The sequence below is a fragment of the Brotaphodocola sp. genome, assembly GCF_983179755.1.
The window spans coordinates 132,056-151,825 of sequence record NZ_CFAHBC010000002.1; the positions used below are offsets into that span (position 1 = coordinate 132,056).

Genomic DNA, 19,770 nt, shown 5'->3' on the forward strand with positions numbered 1-19,770 from the left:
AGGCAGTGAAAAAAGAAAGTAAATGTAAGGAAAGAATGAGTAGAAAAGCACTGTTTTTTGATATTGATGGAACATTGATGAGCGAGGTGACGAGGGAGGTGCCGGAGAGCGCAAAAGAAGCACTCCGGCGCACCCGCGCATGCGGAAATCTGGTATTTGTCAATACCGGGCGCTCTTACAGCGAGCTTGGAAAGATCATGCAGATGGTCGAGCCGGACGGATGGCTGTGCGGATGCGGAACCTATATTGAGGTTGATGGGAAGCCTTTATATCACCGAGTCATGCCGGAGGAACAGCGCCGGATGATCTGTCAGGCGATTGAGGATGCCGATATGGACGGACTCATGGAGGGCAAGGAAGGCTGTTATGTGCCGAGTCCGGACTCTCGTTTTGCGGAGGGACGACGGATTCGCGAGAGTATTCACTTTGCACTTCGCTCGATGAACTGGGGTGAGTCCTGCGGGGATGTGGAGAAATTCTGTGTGCTTGCGGATGAGAAGAGTGATCGGGCAGGATTTTTCCGAAAACTCGGTCTGGACATCGATGTGATTGATCGCGGAAATGGATTTTATGAGTGTGTGCCGGCAGGTCACTCCAAGGCCAATGCGATTGACCGGATTCTCGAAGCCTATGGTCTGACGCTTGAGGACGCCTATGTGTTTGGAGACAGCACGAATGATCTTTCGATGTTTGAGCATGTTCCAAATGCGATCATGATGGGCAAGCATAGTCCACAGCTTGAGCCGTATGCGAGCTTCTGCACGAAGACGGTTGAGCAGGACGGAATCTGGTATGCGATGGAGTATCTTGGACTGTTGGAGTAAATCGCACAGAAGAAAAATCGAAAAACGATAAAGTAAAAAACGAGAAACGAGAACGCTACTGTTGTCCGTCAGCCCGGGGGAACCGGCAGTGCAGACTGGAGTAGCGTTTTTCGTTTTTACAGAGAAAAACTTATTTAAATGTCCGATATTCGGACATTAGAGATAAAAATGTGATTTGGAGAAGTTGGGTGTTGCAGGTGTGAACTTGAAGTCTGCCTGAAAAATTACGGGAATGAGAGGATAGGTAAGCGTATGAAACTTCGTATTGGGACGAGAAAAAGCCGTCTGGCGATGGTACAGACGGAGATGGTAAAGCAGAAACTGGAAGAATGTTTTCCGGATCTGGAAATTGAAGTCATTCCGATGAGCACAAAGGGAGACAAGATTCTCGATCGTTCGCTGACGAGCTTTGGAGGAAAGGGTGTGTTCACAAAAGAGCTGGAGGAGGCACTGCTGAGAAAGGAGATCGATCTTGCCGTGCACTCCGCAAAGGACATGCCGATGGAATTTCCTAAGGGACTTGCGATGGGCGCTGTGCTTACGCGCGCGGAGGCATCGGATGTGCTTGTGACGAGAAGTGGAATCCCGGCGAGAGAACTTCCGGCCGGAAGTGTGATCGGAACGAGCAGTCTGCGCCGTCAGATTGAGATTCGTAGTCTGAATCCACAGGTCTTTACAAAGATGCTCCGCGGAAATGTGCAGACCCGCCTTGAAAAACTCAGAAATGGAGAGTACGACGGAATTCTTCTTGCGGCTGCCGGACTTGAGCGACTTGAGCTTCAGAATCCGGAGGATCTGCATCTGGAATATCTCGACAAGGAACTCTTTATTCCGGCTGCGGGGCAGGGAATTCTGGCACTTGAGATCCGCGATGGAGAACTCGGTGAGATCATGCAGGCGATCCACTCACCGGAGGCAGCGATTCAGCTTCGCGCAGAGCGAGAGTTTCTGACGATTCTCGGCGGAAGCTGTAATGCGCCGTGTGGAGCGTACTGCCGAAAAGAGGACGACAAGCTTGTGATGACGGTTATGTATGCGCGAGACGGTGTGCATCCGGTATTCCGCAGAGGTGGAGTGGAGCTTCCGGAAATTGCGACTAGTGCGGAGGGTCTTGAGGGTGGACTCGAGATTGCAGAGAAGCTCGCGGACAGTCTTGCGATTCAGGTGCGTTTCCGTCCGGTCTATCTCGTCGGCGCAGGCCCGGGAGATGCGGGACTTTTCACGAGAAAGGGGCTTGAGTGTGTCCGCAATGCTGACGTGATTGTCTATGACAACCTGATCTCGGGATCGATTCTCAATGAAGCCCGCCTTGACGCAGAACTGATCTATGCGGGAAAACGCTCCGGTCAGCACTCGATGAAGCAGGAGGAGATCAGCCAGCTCCTCGTACAGCTCGCGATGACCGGCAAGTCAGTCGTTCGTCTGAAAGGAGGAGATCCGTATATCTTTGGACGCGGTGGCGAGGAGGCACTTGAGCTGACAAGACATGGAATTCCGTTTGAGATCGTTCCGGGAATCTCCTCTTCGTACAGCGTGCCCGCCTATGCCGGAATTCCGGTGACGCACCGCAAGCTCGCTTCTTCCTTCCATGTGATTACCGGTCATGAGGGTGTAGGAAAGGCGCAGGAATCCTTAAATTATGAGGTTTTGGCGAAAGAGGAGGGAACGCTCGTCTTCCTGATGGGACTGCGCCATCTCGGTGAGATTTCCCGTCGTCTGATTGAGGGCGGAAAGCCGGCAGACACGCCGTCTGCGGTTATCCAGAACGGAACAACGGCAAATCAGAAAGTAGCATTTTCTGATCTCGCCCACATTGCAGAGGAGGCAGAGCGCTGTGGAATCCAGACGCCAGCGATCACGGTTGTCGGACCGGTCGTTGGTCTTGAGAAAAAGCTTTCGTGGTTCGGCTCTGGTCGTCCGCTTTCCGGAAAGCGTGTGCTTGTGACCGGAACGCGCTACATCTCACAGGAGCTTGAGGATGAGCTTCGCCCGCTTGGAGCAGAGACAATCGCCGTCAGCCTGATTGAGAGCCGTCTTCTCGACAATGCACAGGTTCGCCGGGCGCTCGACAATATGGGAAGCTATCAGTGGCTTGTATTTACGAGCAGTAACGGTGTCGACCTCTTCTTTGAGGCGATGCGCCGTGCAGACCGAGATCTGCGCTGTCTGATGCATTTGAAATTTGCGGCAATCGGGAGAAAGACCGAGTCGGCGCTCAAAGAGCATGGATTCCGCTGCGACTTTGTTCCGGAGAATTTCTCTGGAACGGATCTCGCAAGAGAGTGGATTCCGACGCTGAACGGGGATGAGAGAGTTCTTTTAATGCGTGCGAAAGAGGGATCTGAGGTTCTGCCGAGAAAGCTCAAAGAAGCAGGCATCGATTTTGATGATGTCCCGCTCTATGAGACCTGGGTCGACACGAGAAGAAAAGAAGAACTCAACCGCATCATCCATCAGGTTGACTATGTGGCAGTCGCAAGCAGTTCTGCGGCGCGTGCACTCTGCAACATGCTCGAGGAAAAAGAGTTTGACGCGAAAATTATCTCGATCGGACCGTACACGACAAGAACCGTGCGCGAGATGGGACTTCCGGTCTATGCGGATGCTGTCGAGTACACAGCATCCGGCATTGCGTCAGTGATTCTTGCAGACACCGAGGAGGAGCACTATGCTCCGGTTGAGAAGATCAAGTCGGACCGCGTTGTCAAGGACAGTGAGCTTTACCGGGAGGCGATTCGCAGTCGGGAAGAACAGGCATCGGATCAGGAGACTCAGGCTCAGAAGAATGCGGATAACGCAGAGGACACGAACAAGCAGGAGGGACAGGAGTCAGAGACACCGACGGCATATTTTCCGCTGTTCTTTAACCTGAATGGTGCTGATGTTCTGATCGTGGGTGCAGGAAAGATCGCGTCGCGCCGAGCGTCTGTGCTTGCAGACTTTGGCGCGGAGGTGACGGTGATTGCGCCGGAGGGCTGTACTGCGATGAGACAGCTTGAGACAGAGGGGAAGATTCTCTGGAAACATCGCCCGTTTACGCTGTCTGACCTTGACGGAAGAAAGATGGCACTTGCGATAACCGATGATGCATCTCTGAATATGAGAATTGCAAAGCAGGGAAAAGAAAAAGGCATTCTTGTGAACAATGCCGGAGATAAAGAGCAGTGCGATTTCTACTTCCCGGGAATTGCGAGAGAGGGAAGTCTCGTTGCCGGTGTGACTGCATCGGGAGCAGACCATCACCTTGCGAGAACGGTAACAGAGAAACTCAAGGAGTGGATGGAGACGCAGAAGAGCGAGAAATAGAGATCGTTTTTCCGAAATAAGTTTCTGTTCTGCCGGTATTCGATCACGGCAGACGGTCATATCCGGAGACTGACCGTCTGCCCAAAGTGAGCGTGTGTGAGCAAAGATTTGAGAATGTATGGGGAAAGATGCAATTGTCACTGGATGGTGGATTCAGATTCTTTTTGGCATTTTTCAATGTACTCGTCTGCGGTCATGAGTTCAGTGTGCAGGGGAGCAAAGTAGGAGATGATCTTTTCTGTTTCCTGTCTTGACTCCTGACTCAGACCGGCAACGCCATCTGTCAGATAGATTACCTTGCATCCCGCATCGATTGCGGACAGAACGGTAGAGAGGACACAGCACTCAGCGACGACGCCGGAAATCACAACATTTCTGGCATGGTGCGCCATCTCCTTTACCTCTGGAATTGCAAATGAGGAATAGACACTCTTTGTCAGAAGCGGATATTTCTCAGTCCACGGGAGAAAATCCGCGATCATCTCGTTTGCAAATGGATCGGCGTTGACATTGGCATTGACTTTATTGTACTCTTTCCAGATTCCCACGGGATATTCCGGGGCGAGATAGCGGGTGAAGACAACATTCGGGCAGACATCCGCATTTAAGACGCGCAGGATCGAGGCAGTGGCGGAGTCCATGCCCTCGCATGCCCATTCCTGTCCTTTTGTATACACATTTTGCATATCGATGACAAGAAAGAGATCTGTATTTTTTTCCATAAAAATCCCTCCAAAATAGATATTTAAAACACACGTTGTTACACAAAAAATTACACGAAAAACAATCTCCTGAAAATAAGTATAAGGGGAGAAAATGGGGCTGACAAGGAGAAAAATAATTATCGTTAAAATAATAACAATATGAGCTCGAAAACCTCCCTTTTCATTGACTTTTTTCAGATACAATGCTATCGTAAACGTAAATTGTTTCTATATTTTGGGAAAAGTTTTGGGAATAATTTAGAAAATCAAAAAAACTTGCCAAAACATGAATAGAAGCAGAAAGGGGGAATGGAAACATGGGGAACACAGGAAACACAGAGACACAAAAGCGTATGCCACACATCCAGATTCCAGAGAATCTCGGGATTGCGTATGCGGTTCTTCCGGGAGATCCGGCTCGTGCAGAGCGTGCGTCGAAGTATCTGGAAAATGTGGAATTTCTTGCATTTAACCGGGAGTACAAGAGTTATCGAGGAACCTGGCATGGTATTCCGGTTCTTGTGATGTCGACCGGCATGGGTGGTCCGTCCACAGCGATTGCGGTGGAGGAATTAAAGAAAGCCGGAGTGAAAGTGATGATTCGGATCGGAAGCTGTGGAGCACTTCAGCCGGAGGCAAAAGTCGGCGATCTGGTGCTTGTGGAGGCCACGGTGCGCGATGAGGGAACTTCCCTCGGATATGCTCCGTTAAGCTATCCGGCTGTCGCAGATTTTGAACTCCTCTCGGCATGCAAAGAGAGTGCGAAAAAGCAGGGATTTTCATGGCATATGGGAATTGGAAGAAGCCATGATTGTCTGTATCGCGACGAGAATCCGCAGATCTATGAGGAGTGGGCACGTCGGGGAGTCATGGCATCCGACATGGAGACAGCGTCTCTGTATGTAGTCGGAAGGGTCCGTGGAGTAAAGACAGCATCGATTCTGAATGTCGTTGCAGGATGCAAGAGTGATGTCGCGGAGGATATCGGGCGCTATGCGGATGGGGAAAAACTGACTGCGCTCGGCGAGGAGCATGAAATCCTGACGGCGTTTGAGGCATTTGAGTGTCTGGAGCATGCCAAACATGAAGTCGATAAGTAAGTAGTAGGTAGTAAGTGGTAAATAAGCGTAAGAAATTAAAGAAATTAGAGTAAGAAAATCAGAGTAAGAAAATTAAAATGCAAAAATGGGAAGGGACGGGTGAATATGAACAATCTGTTTAAAACGAAATTTGATGCGGTTACGATCGTTCTGATTCCGGCATGCATCGGAATCAACTATTTAGGAAAACTGTTTGCAAGTGTGCTGAAATTGCCACTGTGGCTGGACTCCATCGGAACCTGTATCGGTGGTTGTCTTGGCGGTCCGCTGATCGGTGCGATCTGTGGTGCAGCAAACAACCTGATTTATGGTTTTTCAGCCGGTGATAACATTACGTTGGTTTATGCGCTCACAAGTTTGGGAATCGGTGTTGCGGTCGGAATTATGGCGCGTCTTGGATTTATGAAGTCATTCCCGAAGGCAATTTTGACTGCATGTGTGGCCGGTCTGACGGCTGTTGCAATCTCGACTCCGTTAAACGTTATTTTCTGGGGTGGTACAACCGGAAATGTCTGGGGCGATGCCGTTTTTGCAGTAACGCAGGCTTCCAATATGCCGGTTATGCTCGGCTCTCTGCTCGATGAGGTTGTTGTGGATGTTCCGGACAAGCTGATCACTCTGATCGTTGTATTCTTTATTTTAAAGGGACTTCCGAAGAAGCTGACCAACCTTTACGAGGCAGATTCCGAGATTAAGACGCTGGATTAAAAGTTATTAAAAGCTATTGAAAGCTATTAAAAGTTGGACAAAATCTAGCATTCCGAATCGATAATCGATCAAAATAGTTAAAAAATTTAGGAAATAAAGAATGAAAAGTATAAGCCTTTTTGTGGACAACGGGACGTATCTGACAAAGATTCATCCCTTTACAAAATTGATGTACATTGCCACCGCGATCAGCATTCCGCTGATCACGGGTCGGCTCTGGATGTTTGGTGTTCTGATTGCCGTCAGTCTGTGTATTCTGGCGAGCGGAAAGATTCTAAGAAAAACGGTTCCGCTGATTGCATTTTCTTTCACGATTCTGTTGACCATTTTCCTGATTCACGGACTTTTCAACCAGAAAAATACAAATGTGCTGTTTCGGATCGGACCGCTCAAGTTCTACCAGGAGGGTCTGCTCTATGCACTGCGAATCGGGCTGAACATTTTAAATATGCTTCTCTCTTTTGCGGTCTTTGTGCTTTCCACAAAGCCGTCCGAGCTTGTCGATGAGCTTGAAAAACGGGGCTTCTCTCCGCGGTTCGGATATATCGTTACCTCGGTCTTTCAGATTATCCCGCAGATGATGGGAACGATGAATACGATCATGGATGCACAGCGCAGTCGTGGACTTGAGACGGAGGGAAATCTGCGCACCCGTGCGAAAGCCTTTCTTCCGCTGATCTCACCGGTTGTCATGAGTTCTCTGATCAACACGAGAGAGCGTGCAATCGCGCTTGAGGTGCGTGGCTTCGGTGCAAACCGAAAGAAAACCTGGCTTCAGGACAGACCGAAACATAAGGGGGATCGGGAGATCACGATTCTTCTCGGTGCGCTGATTCTGGTAGCCGTGATTTGGAGGGTTATGGAATGTCTGTGATAACAGTGGAAAACCTGCGGTATCAGTATCCGCACGCAGAGAAACTCGCTCTGGATGGAATCACTTTTTCTGTGGAAAGAGGAGAATTCATCGGAATTATCGGGGAAAACGGAGCCGGAAAGAGCACGCTCAGTCAGGCACTGATTGGACTTGTTCCCCAGTTTTATAAAGGTGCTTACGGTGGAAAAGTCATCGTCAATGGCAAGGAAGCGGGGAATACACCGGTTGCGCAGATGTGTGGAAATGTCGGACTCGTGTTCCAGAATCCGTTTAATCAGCTCTCGGGTGCAAAGGATACGGTGTACGATGAGGTTGCATTCGGTATGCAGAATCTCGGCGTGCCGAGGGAGGAGATGCACAAGCGTGCCGAAGAGGCGCTGAAACTGCTCGATATCTGGCAGTACCGCGAACGAAATCCGTTTGATCTGTCAGGTGGTCAGATGCAACGTGTTGCAATCGCGAGTGTGCTCGTCATGAGACCGGATGTGATGGTGCTTGATGAGCCGACTTCCCAGCTTGATCCGGAGGGAAGCGAGGAAGTTTTCCGTGCGGTTGAGAAGTTGACAAAGTCGGGGATCACGATTCTGATGATTGAGCAGAAGATCGAGAAACTGGCGGCATATTGCAGTCGGATTTTGCTTCTGCATCAGGGAAAGCAGATCGCATTTGATACGCCACAGAAGATTTTTTCGATGGAAAATCTTGAGGATTACGGTGTTCAGGCACCGGCATTTACGAGAATCTGCCGTGCAGAGAATGTCACGCTTCCGGATGGCACATATCCGGTGACGGTTGAGGAAGCGGTTGGAGTGATGCAGGCGAAACATGCATCGAGTGAATTGAGTGGATCGAATGGATTAGATGGGTCGAACAGCGCAGACGATGCCGTGAAGAGGAGCATGGAAATGTTTCGGATTGAGCATCTTGATTTCTCGTATCTTGCGAATGTTCCGATTCTCAAAGATCTGAATCTTCACCTTGATGGCAGACCGACGGCGATCATCGGGCAGAATGGAGCCGGAAAGACGACGCTTGTCAAACTACTCAAGGGACTTTTAAAGCCGGTGTCTGGAAATATTTATTTCCGCGGGGAGGACATGGCGGGAAAAACCGTTGCAATGCTTGCCGGAAATGTCGGCTATGTGTTTCAGAATCCGGATGATCAGATTTTCAAGTACAACGTTCTCGATGAGGTGATGTTCGGACCGTTGAATATCGGAATGGACCCGGAGCGCGCAAAGAGCGAGGCGAAAAAGGCGCTTGAGCTGACCGGGCTTGCCGGAAAAGAGGGGGAGAATCCCTACGATCTCGAGATGTATGAGAGAAAGATGACGGCGATCGCGTCCGTGCTTGCGATGGACACGGATGTGCTGATTCTCGATGAGCCGACAATCGCGCAGGACTGGCGCGGACGACGGATTATCGGGTCGATCATCCGCAGTCTGACGGAGCGCGGAAAACTTGTGATTGCGATTCTTCATGATATGGATTTCGTCGCAGAGAATTTCGAGCGCGTGATTGTCATGGCGCATGGAACGGTGCTTGCAGATGGAAGAGCAGAGGAAGTCTTTGAGCAGGAGGAGGCGCTTAAAAAAGCGTGTCTCCAGAAGCCGTATGTGATGCAGCTTTGCAGTCGGTTGGGGTATGAGAAGCCGTATCTGACGGTCGAGGAGTTGCTGAGCGATAGAGGTATTGAGAAATAAAAATATCTCACAGTATCTCAGACAGCTCCAATGGCGAACAAAGTCCTGCAAACGCGCTCTCGCTCCGGGTTCAACGTAGCAGTGCATAAGACCGTAAAATACACGGTCTAAGCACTGACGTTTCACACGGGTTTGCATGGACTTATTCGCCTTGTCGCTGTGCCAGGTATATCAAATCATTCAAGTCGACGCTCGCGGAAATTTGGCGCGTAATTCTGGTTAGCTTTGTTGAAATCTTCTAATCAGAATCATTGTGTATTAGTTATAGAAAATGAAACGTGCTGGTGGGAGAAATCCTGCCAGCTTTTTTTATGAGAATCTTTTTCAGAGGTGAAAAAAGTGCAGGGTCAGGTGAAAAATGAATGGCGACTTTTTGGGGGAGTCGTGGTACGATAGGATTAGATTTTTATGGGAAAGTTTATAGAAATATGAAAGGGAGATTTTGCAAAATCCATTATCGTTTGTGCAACGCATGAACAGTAATAGCGATAAGGCTGAATGAAAAAGAAGGGAGACAGGGAACGTTATGGAAAAACAATTTTGTCTGAAACTGAATGGAAAATGTCGTCCGGAATCGGTCGTGCAGGGGGACAAGTATCGTTTTACGGTGCTGACTTCCCAGATGCTTCGTATGGAGTACTCGGAGACTGGAGAGTTTGAGGATCGCCCGACTCAGATCGTGTGGAACCGTGATTTTGAGACTCCGAAATTTACGGTGAGGGATCAGGAGAATTGTCTTGAGATCGATACCGAGTATTTTCATCTTGTGTATGATAAGAAGGAGTTCAGCCCGAACCACCTCTATATTGATGTGAAGTATGCGTTCACGAACTACGGCGGAAGATGGTATTACGGAAGAACTGACTATGGTGATCCGGCGAGAGAGCATAATTTGAAAGGAACGGCGAGAACGCTTGACCGCTGTGACGGTGAGTGGTATGTAGGCTCCGGTCCGCTTGAGCGCATGCGCACGACGGGGGGAAAGACGAACCGTGAGGATGGAGATGTCGATCTCGGCATGGGTCTTTGCGATACGAGCGGACGTACGTTCTTTGATGACAGCGAGTCCCTGATCATGGAGGAGGACGGCTGGGTAACGCCGAGAAAGAAAGGCTGTGTCGATGTGTATTTTCTCGGATACGGGCGTGATTATTTCCATGCGATTCATGATTTTTACCGCCTGTCGGGTGCTGTGCCGATGCTTCCGAAATATGTGCTCGGAAACTGGTGGAGCCGTTACTGGAAGTACACCGAGGAGACATATCGCGAGCTTCTTGAGCGTTTTGAGAGAGAGCATGTGCCGTTCTCTGTCGTTGTCATGGATATGGACTGGCATCTTGTCGACATTCCGGAGAAATTCGGAAAGGGTTGGACGGGCTATACCTGGAACAACGAATGCTTCCCGGACCCGGAGGGCTTTATGGCATGGCTTCATGAGCACGGCTACCGCGTGACGCTGAATCTTCATCCGGCGGACGGTGTGCGCGCGTTTGAGGAGGCATATCCGGAGATGGCAAAGGCGATGGGCGTTGATCCGGAGTCGGAGTATCCGGTTCGCTTTGATTTCACAAATCAGGAATTTATCCGCGCCTACTTCCATTTCCTGCATCATCCGAACGAGGAGAACGGAGTTGATTTCTGGTGGATGGACTGGCAACAGGGTAAGATCTCGGCAGTCGAGGGAATGGACCCGATCTGGATGCTGAACCACTATCATCACTTTGATCTGACGAGAACCGGAAAGCGTGGAGTTATGCTGTCGCGTTACAGTGGTCTCGGCAGTCATCGCTACCCGATCGGATTTTCGGGCGATACGCATGTGACGTGGAATGCACTTCAGTATCAGCCATACTTTACGGCGACAGCATCGAACGTCGGTTACACCTGGTGGAGCCATGACATCGGCGGTCACATGAACGGAATCAAGGATAATGAGCTGTATGTGCGCTGGATTCAGTTTGGTGTCTTCTCCCCGATCAACCGCCTTCACAGCAACAGCAACCCGTTCTGCGGAAAAGAGCCGTGGCGTTATCCGAAGCCGTATGATGATCTTGCAAGAGAATCATTGCGTCTGCGTCATCGCCTTCTGCCGTACATCTATACGATGAACGCACAGTGCCATGAAAAGATGGTTCCGGTTGTTGTTCCGGCCTACTACTACTATCCGATGGAGGAGGGAAGTTACGTCTGCCGAAATGAGTATTTCTTCGGAACAGAACTTCTCGTTCAGCCGATGGTTCATCCGACCGATCACGAGACCGGATACACGACGGAGAAATCATGGATTCCGGCTGGAAACTGGTATGATTTTGACAATGGTGCAGTTCGCCACGGAGGTCCGAAGGGACATTACACGACGATCAGCAGACCCATTGACCGTCAGGGCGTTCTCGCAAAGGCGGGCGCGATTGTTCCGATGGCACCGGATACCGGGGATAATTGCATCGATAATCCGGAGACGCTTGAGATTCTTGTTTTCCCGGGACAGGACAACACCTACACGCTGTTTGAGGATGGCGGAGAAGGATTTGACTATGAGAATGGTGTGTGCTTAAGAACAGAGATTTCCTTAAGCTGGAAGGATGAGGCAGTGACACTTGAAGTTCGTCCGTCAGGAGATCTCTCGGTTGTGCCTAAGAAACGCCGCTATGTTCTTCGTCTGCGTGGATTTGCAAAGATAGAGCTGACTGCTTCGAGTGAGGCGATGGAGAGCGAGTATGATTCCGAGACGAGAACGCTGACACTGACGACAGAGCTTTTAGAGGCAGGAAGAAGTGTGAGTGTGACGCTTCCGGGAGCAGACGATTGCACTGCAAAAGAATCGCGTGAGAAGTTGAACGAAAGAGTCTTTGAGTTCCTTGATCAGGTTCAGGGAAGCATCGTGAAGAAGAAAAATGTCTACCAGTACTTTGCAGGAGACTACACGAAAGAAGAAATTCTGGCATCTCTTACGGGTCTTGAGCTTCCAGAGAGCTGGAAGGCTGTGCTGACCGAGATGCTGATCGGCTAAATTTTAATCACAAAACGCAGAAAACTGGTGAAAAAATTACATACAGAAAATAATTCATAAAAGCAAGCAAAAATTGAAAAAAAACCGCCATTCCTTTTGTCGAAGGATTTTTCTATAATAGGCACATAGAAAAACGGTGGAAACAAAAAGTTCCCGGAATCTGAAACGAATACGATCTGAAACAGTTAAATCAGATTTGGAAGAAATAGAATTTGAGATGAGAGAGTTCAGATTCCGGGAGCGAAAATGACAGGAGGAAGTTGGTATGAAAAAACATCTGGCACTGGCAATGGCAACTCTGACGGCAGTGAGCGCACTGACCGGTTGTGTGGGAGCAAGCGCAGGAAAATCGGCGGTAGCACCGGAGACGAAACAGGAAGTAGCGAAGTCGTCTGCAGAGAATGGCGGATCAGAGTCGGCTGAGGCATCAGACGGAAGCGTACCCGGAGAGATTACCGTGATGGTAAACAGTTCGTTCACGGGAATGGACGATCCGGCGATCATGAGAGCGGCGAAGGCATTTGAGGAGCAGAACCCGGGCACGAAGGTCACGATTGAGGGACTGGCAGGTCAGGAGCTGATCAGCAAGTTCACGACGACCGCAATGGCAGGTTCCGGACCGGATGTCGTGGCACTCGACAACTCCGGCTGGCCGATTGATCTGGCAGCAATGGGACTGATCATGCCACTCGATGACAAGATCGAAGCATCGGACAACAAGTATCTTCAGGGACCGCTCGAGTCGGGACTCTATGAGGGAAATTACTATTCCGTTCCGTGGTATTACAACAACACCGGACTCTATTACAATAAGAGAATCCTGACCGAGATCGGAAAGGACAGCGCACCGACGACCTGGGATGAGCTTGAGGAGGATATCAAACTTGCAACAGAGAAGGGATATTCCGGAATTTCCACCCGTCTCGATGGATACGCACTCTTCAACATCTTCTTTGAGAATGGAAACGATGTGATCGATACAAGCGGAGAGAAGCCGGTCGTAACCGTCAACAACGAGTCTGGTAAAGAAGCATTCTCATTCTGGACTGGTCTTCACACGAAGTATCACGCATTCCCAGAGGGCATGAAGGATGCAACCGACTGGGCAACCGCATACACGACGTTCGTCTCTGATGACTGTCTCTTCTTTGTCTGCGGTGACTGGGCTTATGTGAATATCCAGAAGGGCAACCCGGATATGGAATTTGGTCTGGCTCCGATGCCGAAGGGAAGCGTACAGGCTGTCTGCCTTGGTGGATACAATATGGCAATCAATGCAAACACCGCAAATCCGGATCTTGCATGGGCATTTGTTGACTACCTGACGAGCAAGGAATGTGACTATGTCATGACGGAGCAGGGAAGAATTCCTGGAAGAAGTGATGTAGATTACACCCCGATTCTGGAGATGAATCCGGAGTATCAGGTCTTCATCGACGAGTCTGCTTACACCGTTCCGAGACCGCGCGTAAAGAATGCCGCTTCTGTTGATCAGAAGGTTGTAGATGCGTTCAAGAAAGTGTTCTTCGATCAGAAGACTTCTGAGGAAGCACTGAATGAGCTGGAAGCAGAACTGAATGACTTTGTCAACGAAAACTACTAGAACGGTTAAGAATGATAGAGGCGCTTTTATGAGAGAGAAGACAAAGAAACGAAGACCTGATGAGTACTCGTTTCAGAGAAATATTCACGGTTATCTGCTGATTGCACCGGCAATCCTCGCAATCCTGCTTCTCAGCGTTTACCCGCTTTTGCAGGGAATCTGGATCAGCTTGCTGAACTATGATATGACAAAGGCGAATGCCCCGAATTTCGGGACATTCGCCGGACTCAAGAACTATCTCGTTGTGTTTGCAAATTCCAAGTATCGCAATGCGGTGATGAACTCAGTTGTGTGGACACTTGTGAACATCGTGATCCAGCTTGCACTTGCGATGGGAGTAGCGCTGATCCTCAATGAGAAGCTCAAGGGACGCGGTGTATTCCGTACAATGGCACTTCTGCCGTGGGCGATCCCTGCAGCGATCAGTGCACTGACATTCAGCGCACTCTACGATACGAAAATTGGTGTCTTCAATGCAATTCTGATTCGCCTCGGAATCCTGAAGGAGGGATATTCTTTCCTCGGAAATGTCACGAGCGCGATGCCGGCGGTTATCGTCGCAAATGTGTGGAAGAGCACGCCGTTTCTGATGATCTTTATTCTTGCAGCCCTTCAGGGCGTATCTTACGATATGTATGAGAGCGGAGCGATTGACGGAGCAGGAAAGCTGAAACGCTTCCTCTACATCACGCTTCCAAACATCAAGGAGCCGATGGCAGTTGCGGTTATTTTGAATCTGATTTCCATCTTTAACAACTTTAATGCAATCTGGCTTCTGACAAAGGGAGGTCCGCTTGACAGTACTGAAATTATGTATACATATGCATACCGTCAGGCGTTTGTGGACCACAAGTTTGGATATGCAGCGGCGACTTCCGTTGTGATTTTCATCGTGATTGCGATTCTGACTGTGATCTATGTAAAGATGATTTCTTCAGATCGGGAAGGCAGGAGGTAGAGAGATGAAGCGGACAAAGGGTGAGTGGACGTTTCTGTATGTGATGGCATCATTGATTGCCCTGTGCTCGGTATTGCCATTTATCTGGGTTCTGATGACCTCTGTAAAGTCGCCGGAGCAGATTTATGATATGAATCAGATCATACCGAAATACGTTACATTTGACAATTTTAAGCGAGTTTTGTTTCAGTCGAATTTCGTGCGCTACTTTTTAAACAGCGCGTATATTTCCGTTGTCGTGACTGTGATCTCGATGATTTTAGCAGTCATGGCGGCATATGGATTCTGCCGTTACAACATTGTCGGAGCGGAGAAAATGAAGCTGAGTATCCTGTTCACGAAAATGTTTCCGGGCGTGTTGCTTTCCATTCCCTACTATGTTATCATGAAAAATATGGGACTGGTTGATACGCATACCGGTCTGATCATCATCAACTGCTCGTTCGTTCTTCCGTTTGCGGTCTGGAATATGTGTACGTTTTTCCTCCAGATTCCGTGGGAGATCGAGGAGTCGGCGCTGATTGACGGATGTAGCAGATTTCAGTCGTTTATCAAGGTGATTTTCCCGATGGCAAAACCGGGTATCTCCGCGACGACGCTGTATTGCTTCCTGATGTCCTGGGATGAGTTCATGTATGCAAATACGTTCATCAATTCCACGCTGAAAAAGACCGTTCAGGTTGGTATTCGCGATTACATCGGAGAGTACTCGACCGACTGGGGACCGCTGATGGCATCTGTTATCCTGAGCCTGATTCCGGTTATCGTCTTCTTCGTCTTCGTTCAGGACAACCTCGTAGGTGGTCTGTCTGCCGGAGCCGTTAAGGGATGAGATTTTTGCAAGAGAACATCCCATCCGAGGATAGATGTTTTCAGTCAGAGCTTTTGATCGGGGTGGCAAAGAAAAACGATTGAGCAGACCAGTGGATTTACAGACAGAATAAGTAGACCGAATAGATTGACGTTTCAGGAGACAGTTAGAGATGAGAGAGAGGAAGGTTGCGCCGAGCATCTGGCGCAGTATGGTTCAGAGTGTGACGCTTTACATTCTGCTGCCCCTCTTTCTCGCTCTGACTGTCCTTTGTTTTTTGTTGAAGAAAAAGACAGACTCCGGGATTGAGGAAGCGATGCAGATGATGTTTGCGCAGAATGTGCAGGAGATTGACAGTGCGATTCTGCTTTCAAATTATGCGAGCAGTACGATGATTACCTACATGGAGAACAGCCGGTTTTTGAAGAATTATTATAATGCGAAAAATGAATATGCGAAAAATCGCGTGGTCGGACAGATCGAGGGGATGATCCTCAATACGAATGTCTCGACCCTCGGAAGCATCGAGGCGGAGCTGATGATTTTTATGAACGACGGAAAAAAGATCAGTTCCACAAGGATCGCTGAGATTCCGGAAAAATATCAGGAGACTGACTGGTATCAAAATATGCAAAAGAGTGGTCAGATTCCGTACTGGGACAGTGCGATGACGCCGTATTTTGATTACAAGGATAATCGAAGATATGTGAGCTTTGGGCGCGCACTCGTGCGCTATCGTGGAAATGCGCTCGGCTATGCGCTTGTGCGGATTCCGAGAGATGTCTTTTTCGGAAATGCGAAGAATTCGTCCGATTCGGTTTATCGAGGCGGAACGGTCTTCATGTGTGACCAGAACGGCAGAATTATCGCATCCGGTCCCGAGGAACTCTCGCCGGAGATCGCGGAGAAGACGATCGAGGTTTGGAGAAAATCCGGTGAAAAGCAGGGAAAAATCGGCAATGCCTATGTGCTCTCATCAAATCTGACTTCGAGCAACAATCAGGTTGTTTACGTCGGAAATTATCATGAAATTTTTGCACAGAGTGAGCAGATTCAGCTGGTCGTGATTCTGTTTATGGCAGGTGCAGGCATTGCCATTGTCACAATCATGTTGATGATCAGCCGGTACATCACAAACCCGATTCTCTTCTTTGCGCGACAGGTTGACTGGATTGAGCAGAACGATCCGAAGAAGCTGACACTCGAGGAAAATCGTTTCCTTGAGACGCAGGCTCTTGAGAACGGGATGATCCGCGCACAGAACAGAATCGCAAAGCTGATGGAGGATGTGAGACAGGAAGCGGTGATGAAGGAGAAGGCAAGATTCGATGCGCTCAAGGCACAGATCAATCCTCATTTTCTGTTTAATACGTTGAATGCGATCCGCTGGAAGGCTTCGATGAATCACGATGAGGAGGTCGCAGATGTGCTGTCGGAGCTTGGCGTTCTGCTGAGCGAGACGTATAAGAGCGATGAGGAGATGGAGAGCATTGGAAATGCAGTGCGCATCCTGAATGCCTATGTAAAAATCATGCAGATCCGCTTTGGAAACAAGGTTCAGTTCTTTTTCTCAATTCCGGAAAACATCCGAAAGTACCAGATTCCGCGTTTCTGTCTCCAGCCGCTTGTCGAGAATTCGTTTATTCACGGAATGTCTCATGTGGAGTGCGGTGTGATTGCGCTTCGCGGGGAAAAGCAGGGTACAGATATTGTGCTGACGCTGATTGATAATGGCGAGGGACTCAGGGGAAAAACGCTTGATTTAAACCGCGAAAAGCCGGGAAAACGGGGACTGACCGGAATCGGTCTTCCTAATATTCACAAGAGACTGACCGGATTGTTCGGAGAGGGCTACGGCCTTGCGATCGACACAGAGATCGAGAGCGGATTCCGAGTCTCGCTACGAATTCCGGCGATTGAGGAAAAGGGGGATGAAAATGAAAGCGCTGATTGTTGAGGATGAGCTTCTCGCGAGAGTTGGAATGCGTTCCCTGCTTCCGTGGGAGGAGCTTGGAATCGCACTTCTTGAGGATGCGTGCGACGGCAGGGAGGCTCTGCAACAGATTGAGAGTGGTCATCCGGATCTGCTGTTTCTGGATTTGAATATTCCGGAAATCAGCGGTCTGGAACTCTTAAAAATCATCCGCAGTCGTCATCTCTCGGTGAAGACGATTGTTGTCAGCTGTTACGATGATTTTGACACCGTGAAGGAGGCGATGAAACTCGGGGCAGTCGACTACATCCGAAAATTCGGACTCTCGAAGGAGGAGCTTCTCGCCTCTCTCAAACATCTGAGAGACTCGTTTCCTGAGATGGAAGTTGAGGAGAAATCTGTACCAGAACAGAAATCCGCTGCCCAGACCGGCTATGAGATGCGAAAGCGAGTTCGTAACATACCTGAAGAATTCCAGAGCGGATGCTGTCTGAGTTTCTATATGGTGTGGAAATATGCGGAAGAGATGACGGACATGAAGCTGATCGAGACGGTCGCCACCCAGTATTATCAGGGACTCGGGAAGCATACGCTCGCCCTGATGTGGGAGGGCAAACTCCTTGTTTTGATCCGTGAGGGGACGGAGAAAGCGGAGGTTGAATCGCTTAAACGACAGATTGAACTTTTCATCACAAACCGGTGTTATATCGGAATTACGCCGTACAGCGACCGGGATCATGAGACCGGATTTTTTACCCGTCTTGCGGACAGCATCGAGGCGTATGGATTTTATGGAAATAGGGAAGAGATCGTTGACCTCGAGACTCCATTTACGTTTGAAAAACATCAGACTCTCGGCGGAGCAGAATATATGGAGCGCCTTGAGCGCGCAATCCAGAAAATGTCACTCGAAGAGATGGACAAAAACATCTCCGAGCTTTTTGATGAGATCGAGACGGCAGAAAATTATCCAGTGCCGTACATCAAACGGCTGATGATTGAGATTCTGAGCCGGTTTTCAGATAAGTCCGCCCAGCTTGGCGGGTCGATCGATGAACTTGAGGTCGCAGACAGCAGACGCCATTATCGGAAGATTGTGAACATGGCAAACCTTGAAGATCTTCGCATCTGGTGGAAAGAGTTTACGAAACAATTTGCCGGGACGTATTTTACGAGACAGAAAAAATCAGAGTCCGACATCATTGAGATGGCGCTCAATTACATTGAACAGAATTTAAGCTCTCCGATTCAGCTTACCGATGTTGCGCGCTATATAGGCGTGTCGGAGCCGTATCTGAGTTCCTTTTTCAAGCGCGTGATGAACGAGAACTTTATCCCGTATGTAAATCGCCAGAAAATCCGACGGGCAAAACAGTTGCTTGCGGAGGGAAAGATGGTCTATCAGGTCTCCGATCTGCTCGGCTATGAAAACAGCACCTATTTTTCAAAAGTATTTAAGAAAGTCGAGGGCATGACCCCGGAGCAATATAGAAAGAGCCTGTGAGACTATTTTCTCAAGGGCTCTTTTAATATGCCAATATATATAGTTCGGATTATACTATGAAATTTATAAGTGACTCATAAATTGACCAACATCTTCCGCTCTCTCTGTATCTGCTTTATGATAATAAGTAGAACAATAGAGGAGAGAGCGTATAGATCAAGCTCCGAAAGCGATTTTTCTCACCATTTGGCGGAAAATTATCTTGCTCATTCCGCTCTTTTTTCTGCTACCGTACCTGTGTCCGGACGCAGTTACTGGTGTCTATCTGGCAGAGCCGATTGCAGACACCATTGCTGTTTGCACCACCTCACTGATGTTTTATGCCTATTATCGAAAATTAAAATGAATAGGGATTGGGACTATCCCAAAATATAAAAACAGAGCGTTTCGGCAGTCAGTCAAAACGCTCTGTTTTTTTTCGGTTTAACGTCTTCGAATATCATATGCGCTAAGAAATAGCAATAGACAGAGAGTTTGTGCAAGGAATTATGAAATGTATTAAGAACGGTAACGATCTTGTCAAAACAGAAAAAATCTACTAGAATGAAATGGAACAGATAAAAAGATACAGAACAGATACAGATAAATGGTAATAAAGTTTAAATGGTAATGAAATTTAAGTTGAGTATGTAAATGTAAATAAGAAATGGATGTTACTGTTTACAGGTAGGCACTTTTAGAACCGAAAGTGCCGTGAGATAACGTGGTGGTAGCGGGAATTTGCCGTATTTA

13 protein-coding genes are annotated in these 19,770 nt (G+C 48.8%); 12 read left to right on the plus strand and 1 reads right to left on the minus strand.

Annotated features, from left to right (window positions below; all coding sequences use genetic code 11):
- Positions 1-35 precede the first annotated feature (35 nt).
- The gene (locus tag AC4EVX_RS01795) at positions 36-824 is read left to right on the plus strand and encodes an HAD-IIB family hydrolase (RefSeq protein WP_490159433.1); all 789 of its coding nucleotides are present in this window, start codon (positions 36-38) and stop codon (positions 822-824) included.
- 252 nt (positions 825-1,076) lie between these two features.
- Positions 1,077-4,130, plus strand: a complete 3,054-nt coding sequence (gene hemC / locus AC4EVX_RS01800) for a hydroxymethylbilane synthase (protein ID WP_490159434.1) — start codon at positions 1,077-1,079, stop codon at positions 4,128-4,130.
- Between the two features lie 137 nt (positions 4,131-4,267).
- Here hemC and AC4EVX_RS01805 read toward each other — a convergent pair whose 3' ends face one another.
- Positions 4,268-4,852, minus strand: a complete 585-nt coding sequence (locus AC4EVX_RS01805; protein ID WP_490159435.1) for a cysteine hydrolase family protein — start codon at positions 4,850-4,852, stop codon at positions 4,268-4,270.
- Between the two features lie 299 nt (positions 4,853-5,151).
- On the opposite strand from AC4EVX_RS01805, the gene AC4EVX_RS01810 reads away from it, so the two are divergent.
- The 10 genes from AC4EVX_RS01810 (at position 5,152) to AC4EVX_RS01855 (ending at position 19,038) form a co-directional block, all read left to right on the plus strand.
- A complete protein-coding gene (locus AC4EVX_RS01810) occupies positions 5,152-5,934 on the plus strand; it encodes a nucleoside phosphorylase (protein ID WP_490159436.1) in 783 nt (260 codons plus the stop codon).
- Positions 5,935-6,039: 105 nt separating this feature from the next.
- Positions 6,040-6,642 carry an ECF transporter S component gene (locus AC4EVX_RS01815; RefSeq protein ID WP_177978325.1) on the plus strand — a complete coding sequence of 201 codons (603 nt, stop codon included), beginning with the start codon at positions 6,040-6,042 and terminating at the stop codon, positions 6,640-6,642.
- Between the two features lie 100 nt (positions 6,643-6,742).
- Positions 6,743-7,516 (plus strand): energy-coupling factor transporter transmembrane component T family protein, encoded by a 774-nt coding sequence (locus tag AC4EVX_RS01820; RefSeq protein WP_490159437.1) that lies wholly within the window; start codon positions 6,743-6,745, stop codon positions 7,514-7,516.
- Positions 7,507-9,219, plus strand: coding sequence for an energy-coupling factor transporter ATPase (locus tag AC4EVX_RS01825; RefSeq protein WP_177978226.1), 1,713 nt, complete (start codon positions 7,507-7,509; stop codon positions 9,217-9,219). Before AC4EVX_RS01820 ends, AC4EVX_RS01825 begins: the two co-directional genes overlap by 10 nt.
- 526 nt (positions 9,220-9,745) lie before the next feature.
- Positions 9,746-12,229 carry a TIM-barrel domain-containing protein gene (locus AC4EVX_RS01830; RefSeq protein ID WP_177978227.1) on the plus strand — a complete coding sequence of 828 codons (2,484 nt, stop codon included), beginning with the start codon at positions 9,746-9,748 and terminating at the stop codon, positions 12,227-12,229.
- A gap of 265 nt (positions 12,230-12,494) precedes the next feature.
- Entirely contained in the window at positions 12,495-13,832 is a 1,338-nt protein-coding gene (locus AC4EVX_RS01835) for an extracellular solute-binding protein (protein ID WP_177978228.1), read from the plus strand.
- A gap of 28 nt (positions 13,833-13,860) precedes the next feature.
- Positions 13,861-14,790 carry an ABC transporter permease subunit gene (locus tag AC4EVX_RS01840; RefSeq protein WP_177978229.1) on the plus strand — a complete coding sequence of 310 codons (930 nt, stop codon included), beginning with the start codon at positions 13,861-13,863 and terminating at the stop codon, positions 14,788-14,790.
- A gap of 4 nt (positions 14,791-14,794) precedes the next feature.
- Complete coding sequence (locus tag AC4EVX_RS01845) at positions 14,795-15,622, plus strand: carbohydrate ABC transporter permease (protein WP_177978230.1); 828 nt, start codon at positions 14,795-14,797, stop codon at positions 15,620-15,622.
- 151 nt (positions 15,623-15,773) lie between these two features.
- Positions 15,774-17,558: a sensor histidine kinase gene (locus AC4EVX_RS01850; protein ID WP_490159438.1), complete on the plus strand. Its 1,785-nt coding sequence runs from the start codon at positions 15,774-15,776 to the stop codon at positions 17,556-17,558.
- On the plus strand, positions 17,533-19,038 hold the full coding sequence (locus AC4EVX_RS01855) for a response regulator transcription factor (RefSeq protein WP_490159439.1): 1,506 nt from the start codon (positions 17,533-17,535) through the stop codon (positions 19,036-19,038). Before AC4EVX_RS01850 ends, AC4EVX_RS01855 begins: the two co-directional genes overlap by 26 nt.
- Positions 19,039-19,770: the final 732 nt, after the last annotated feature.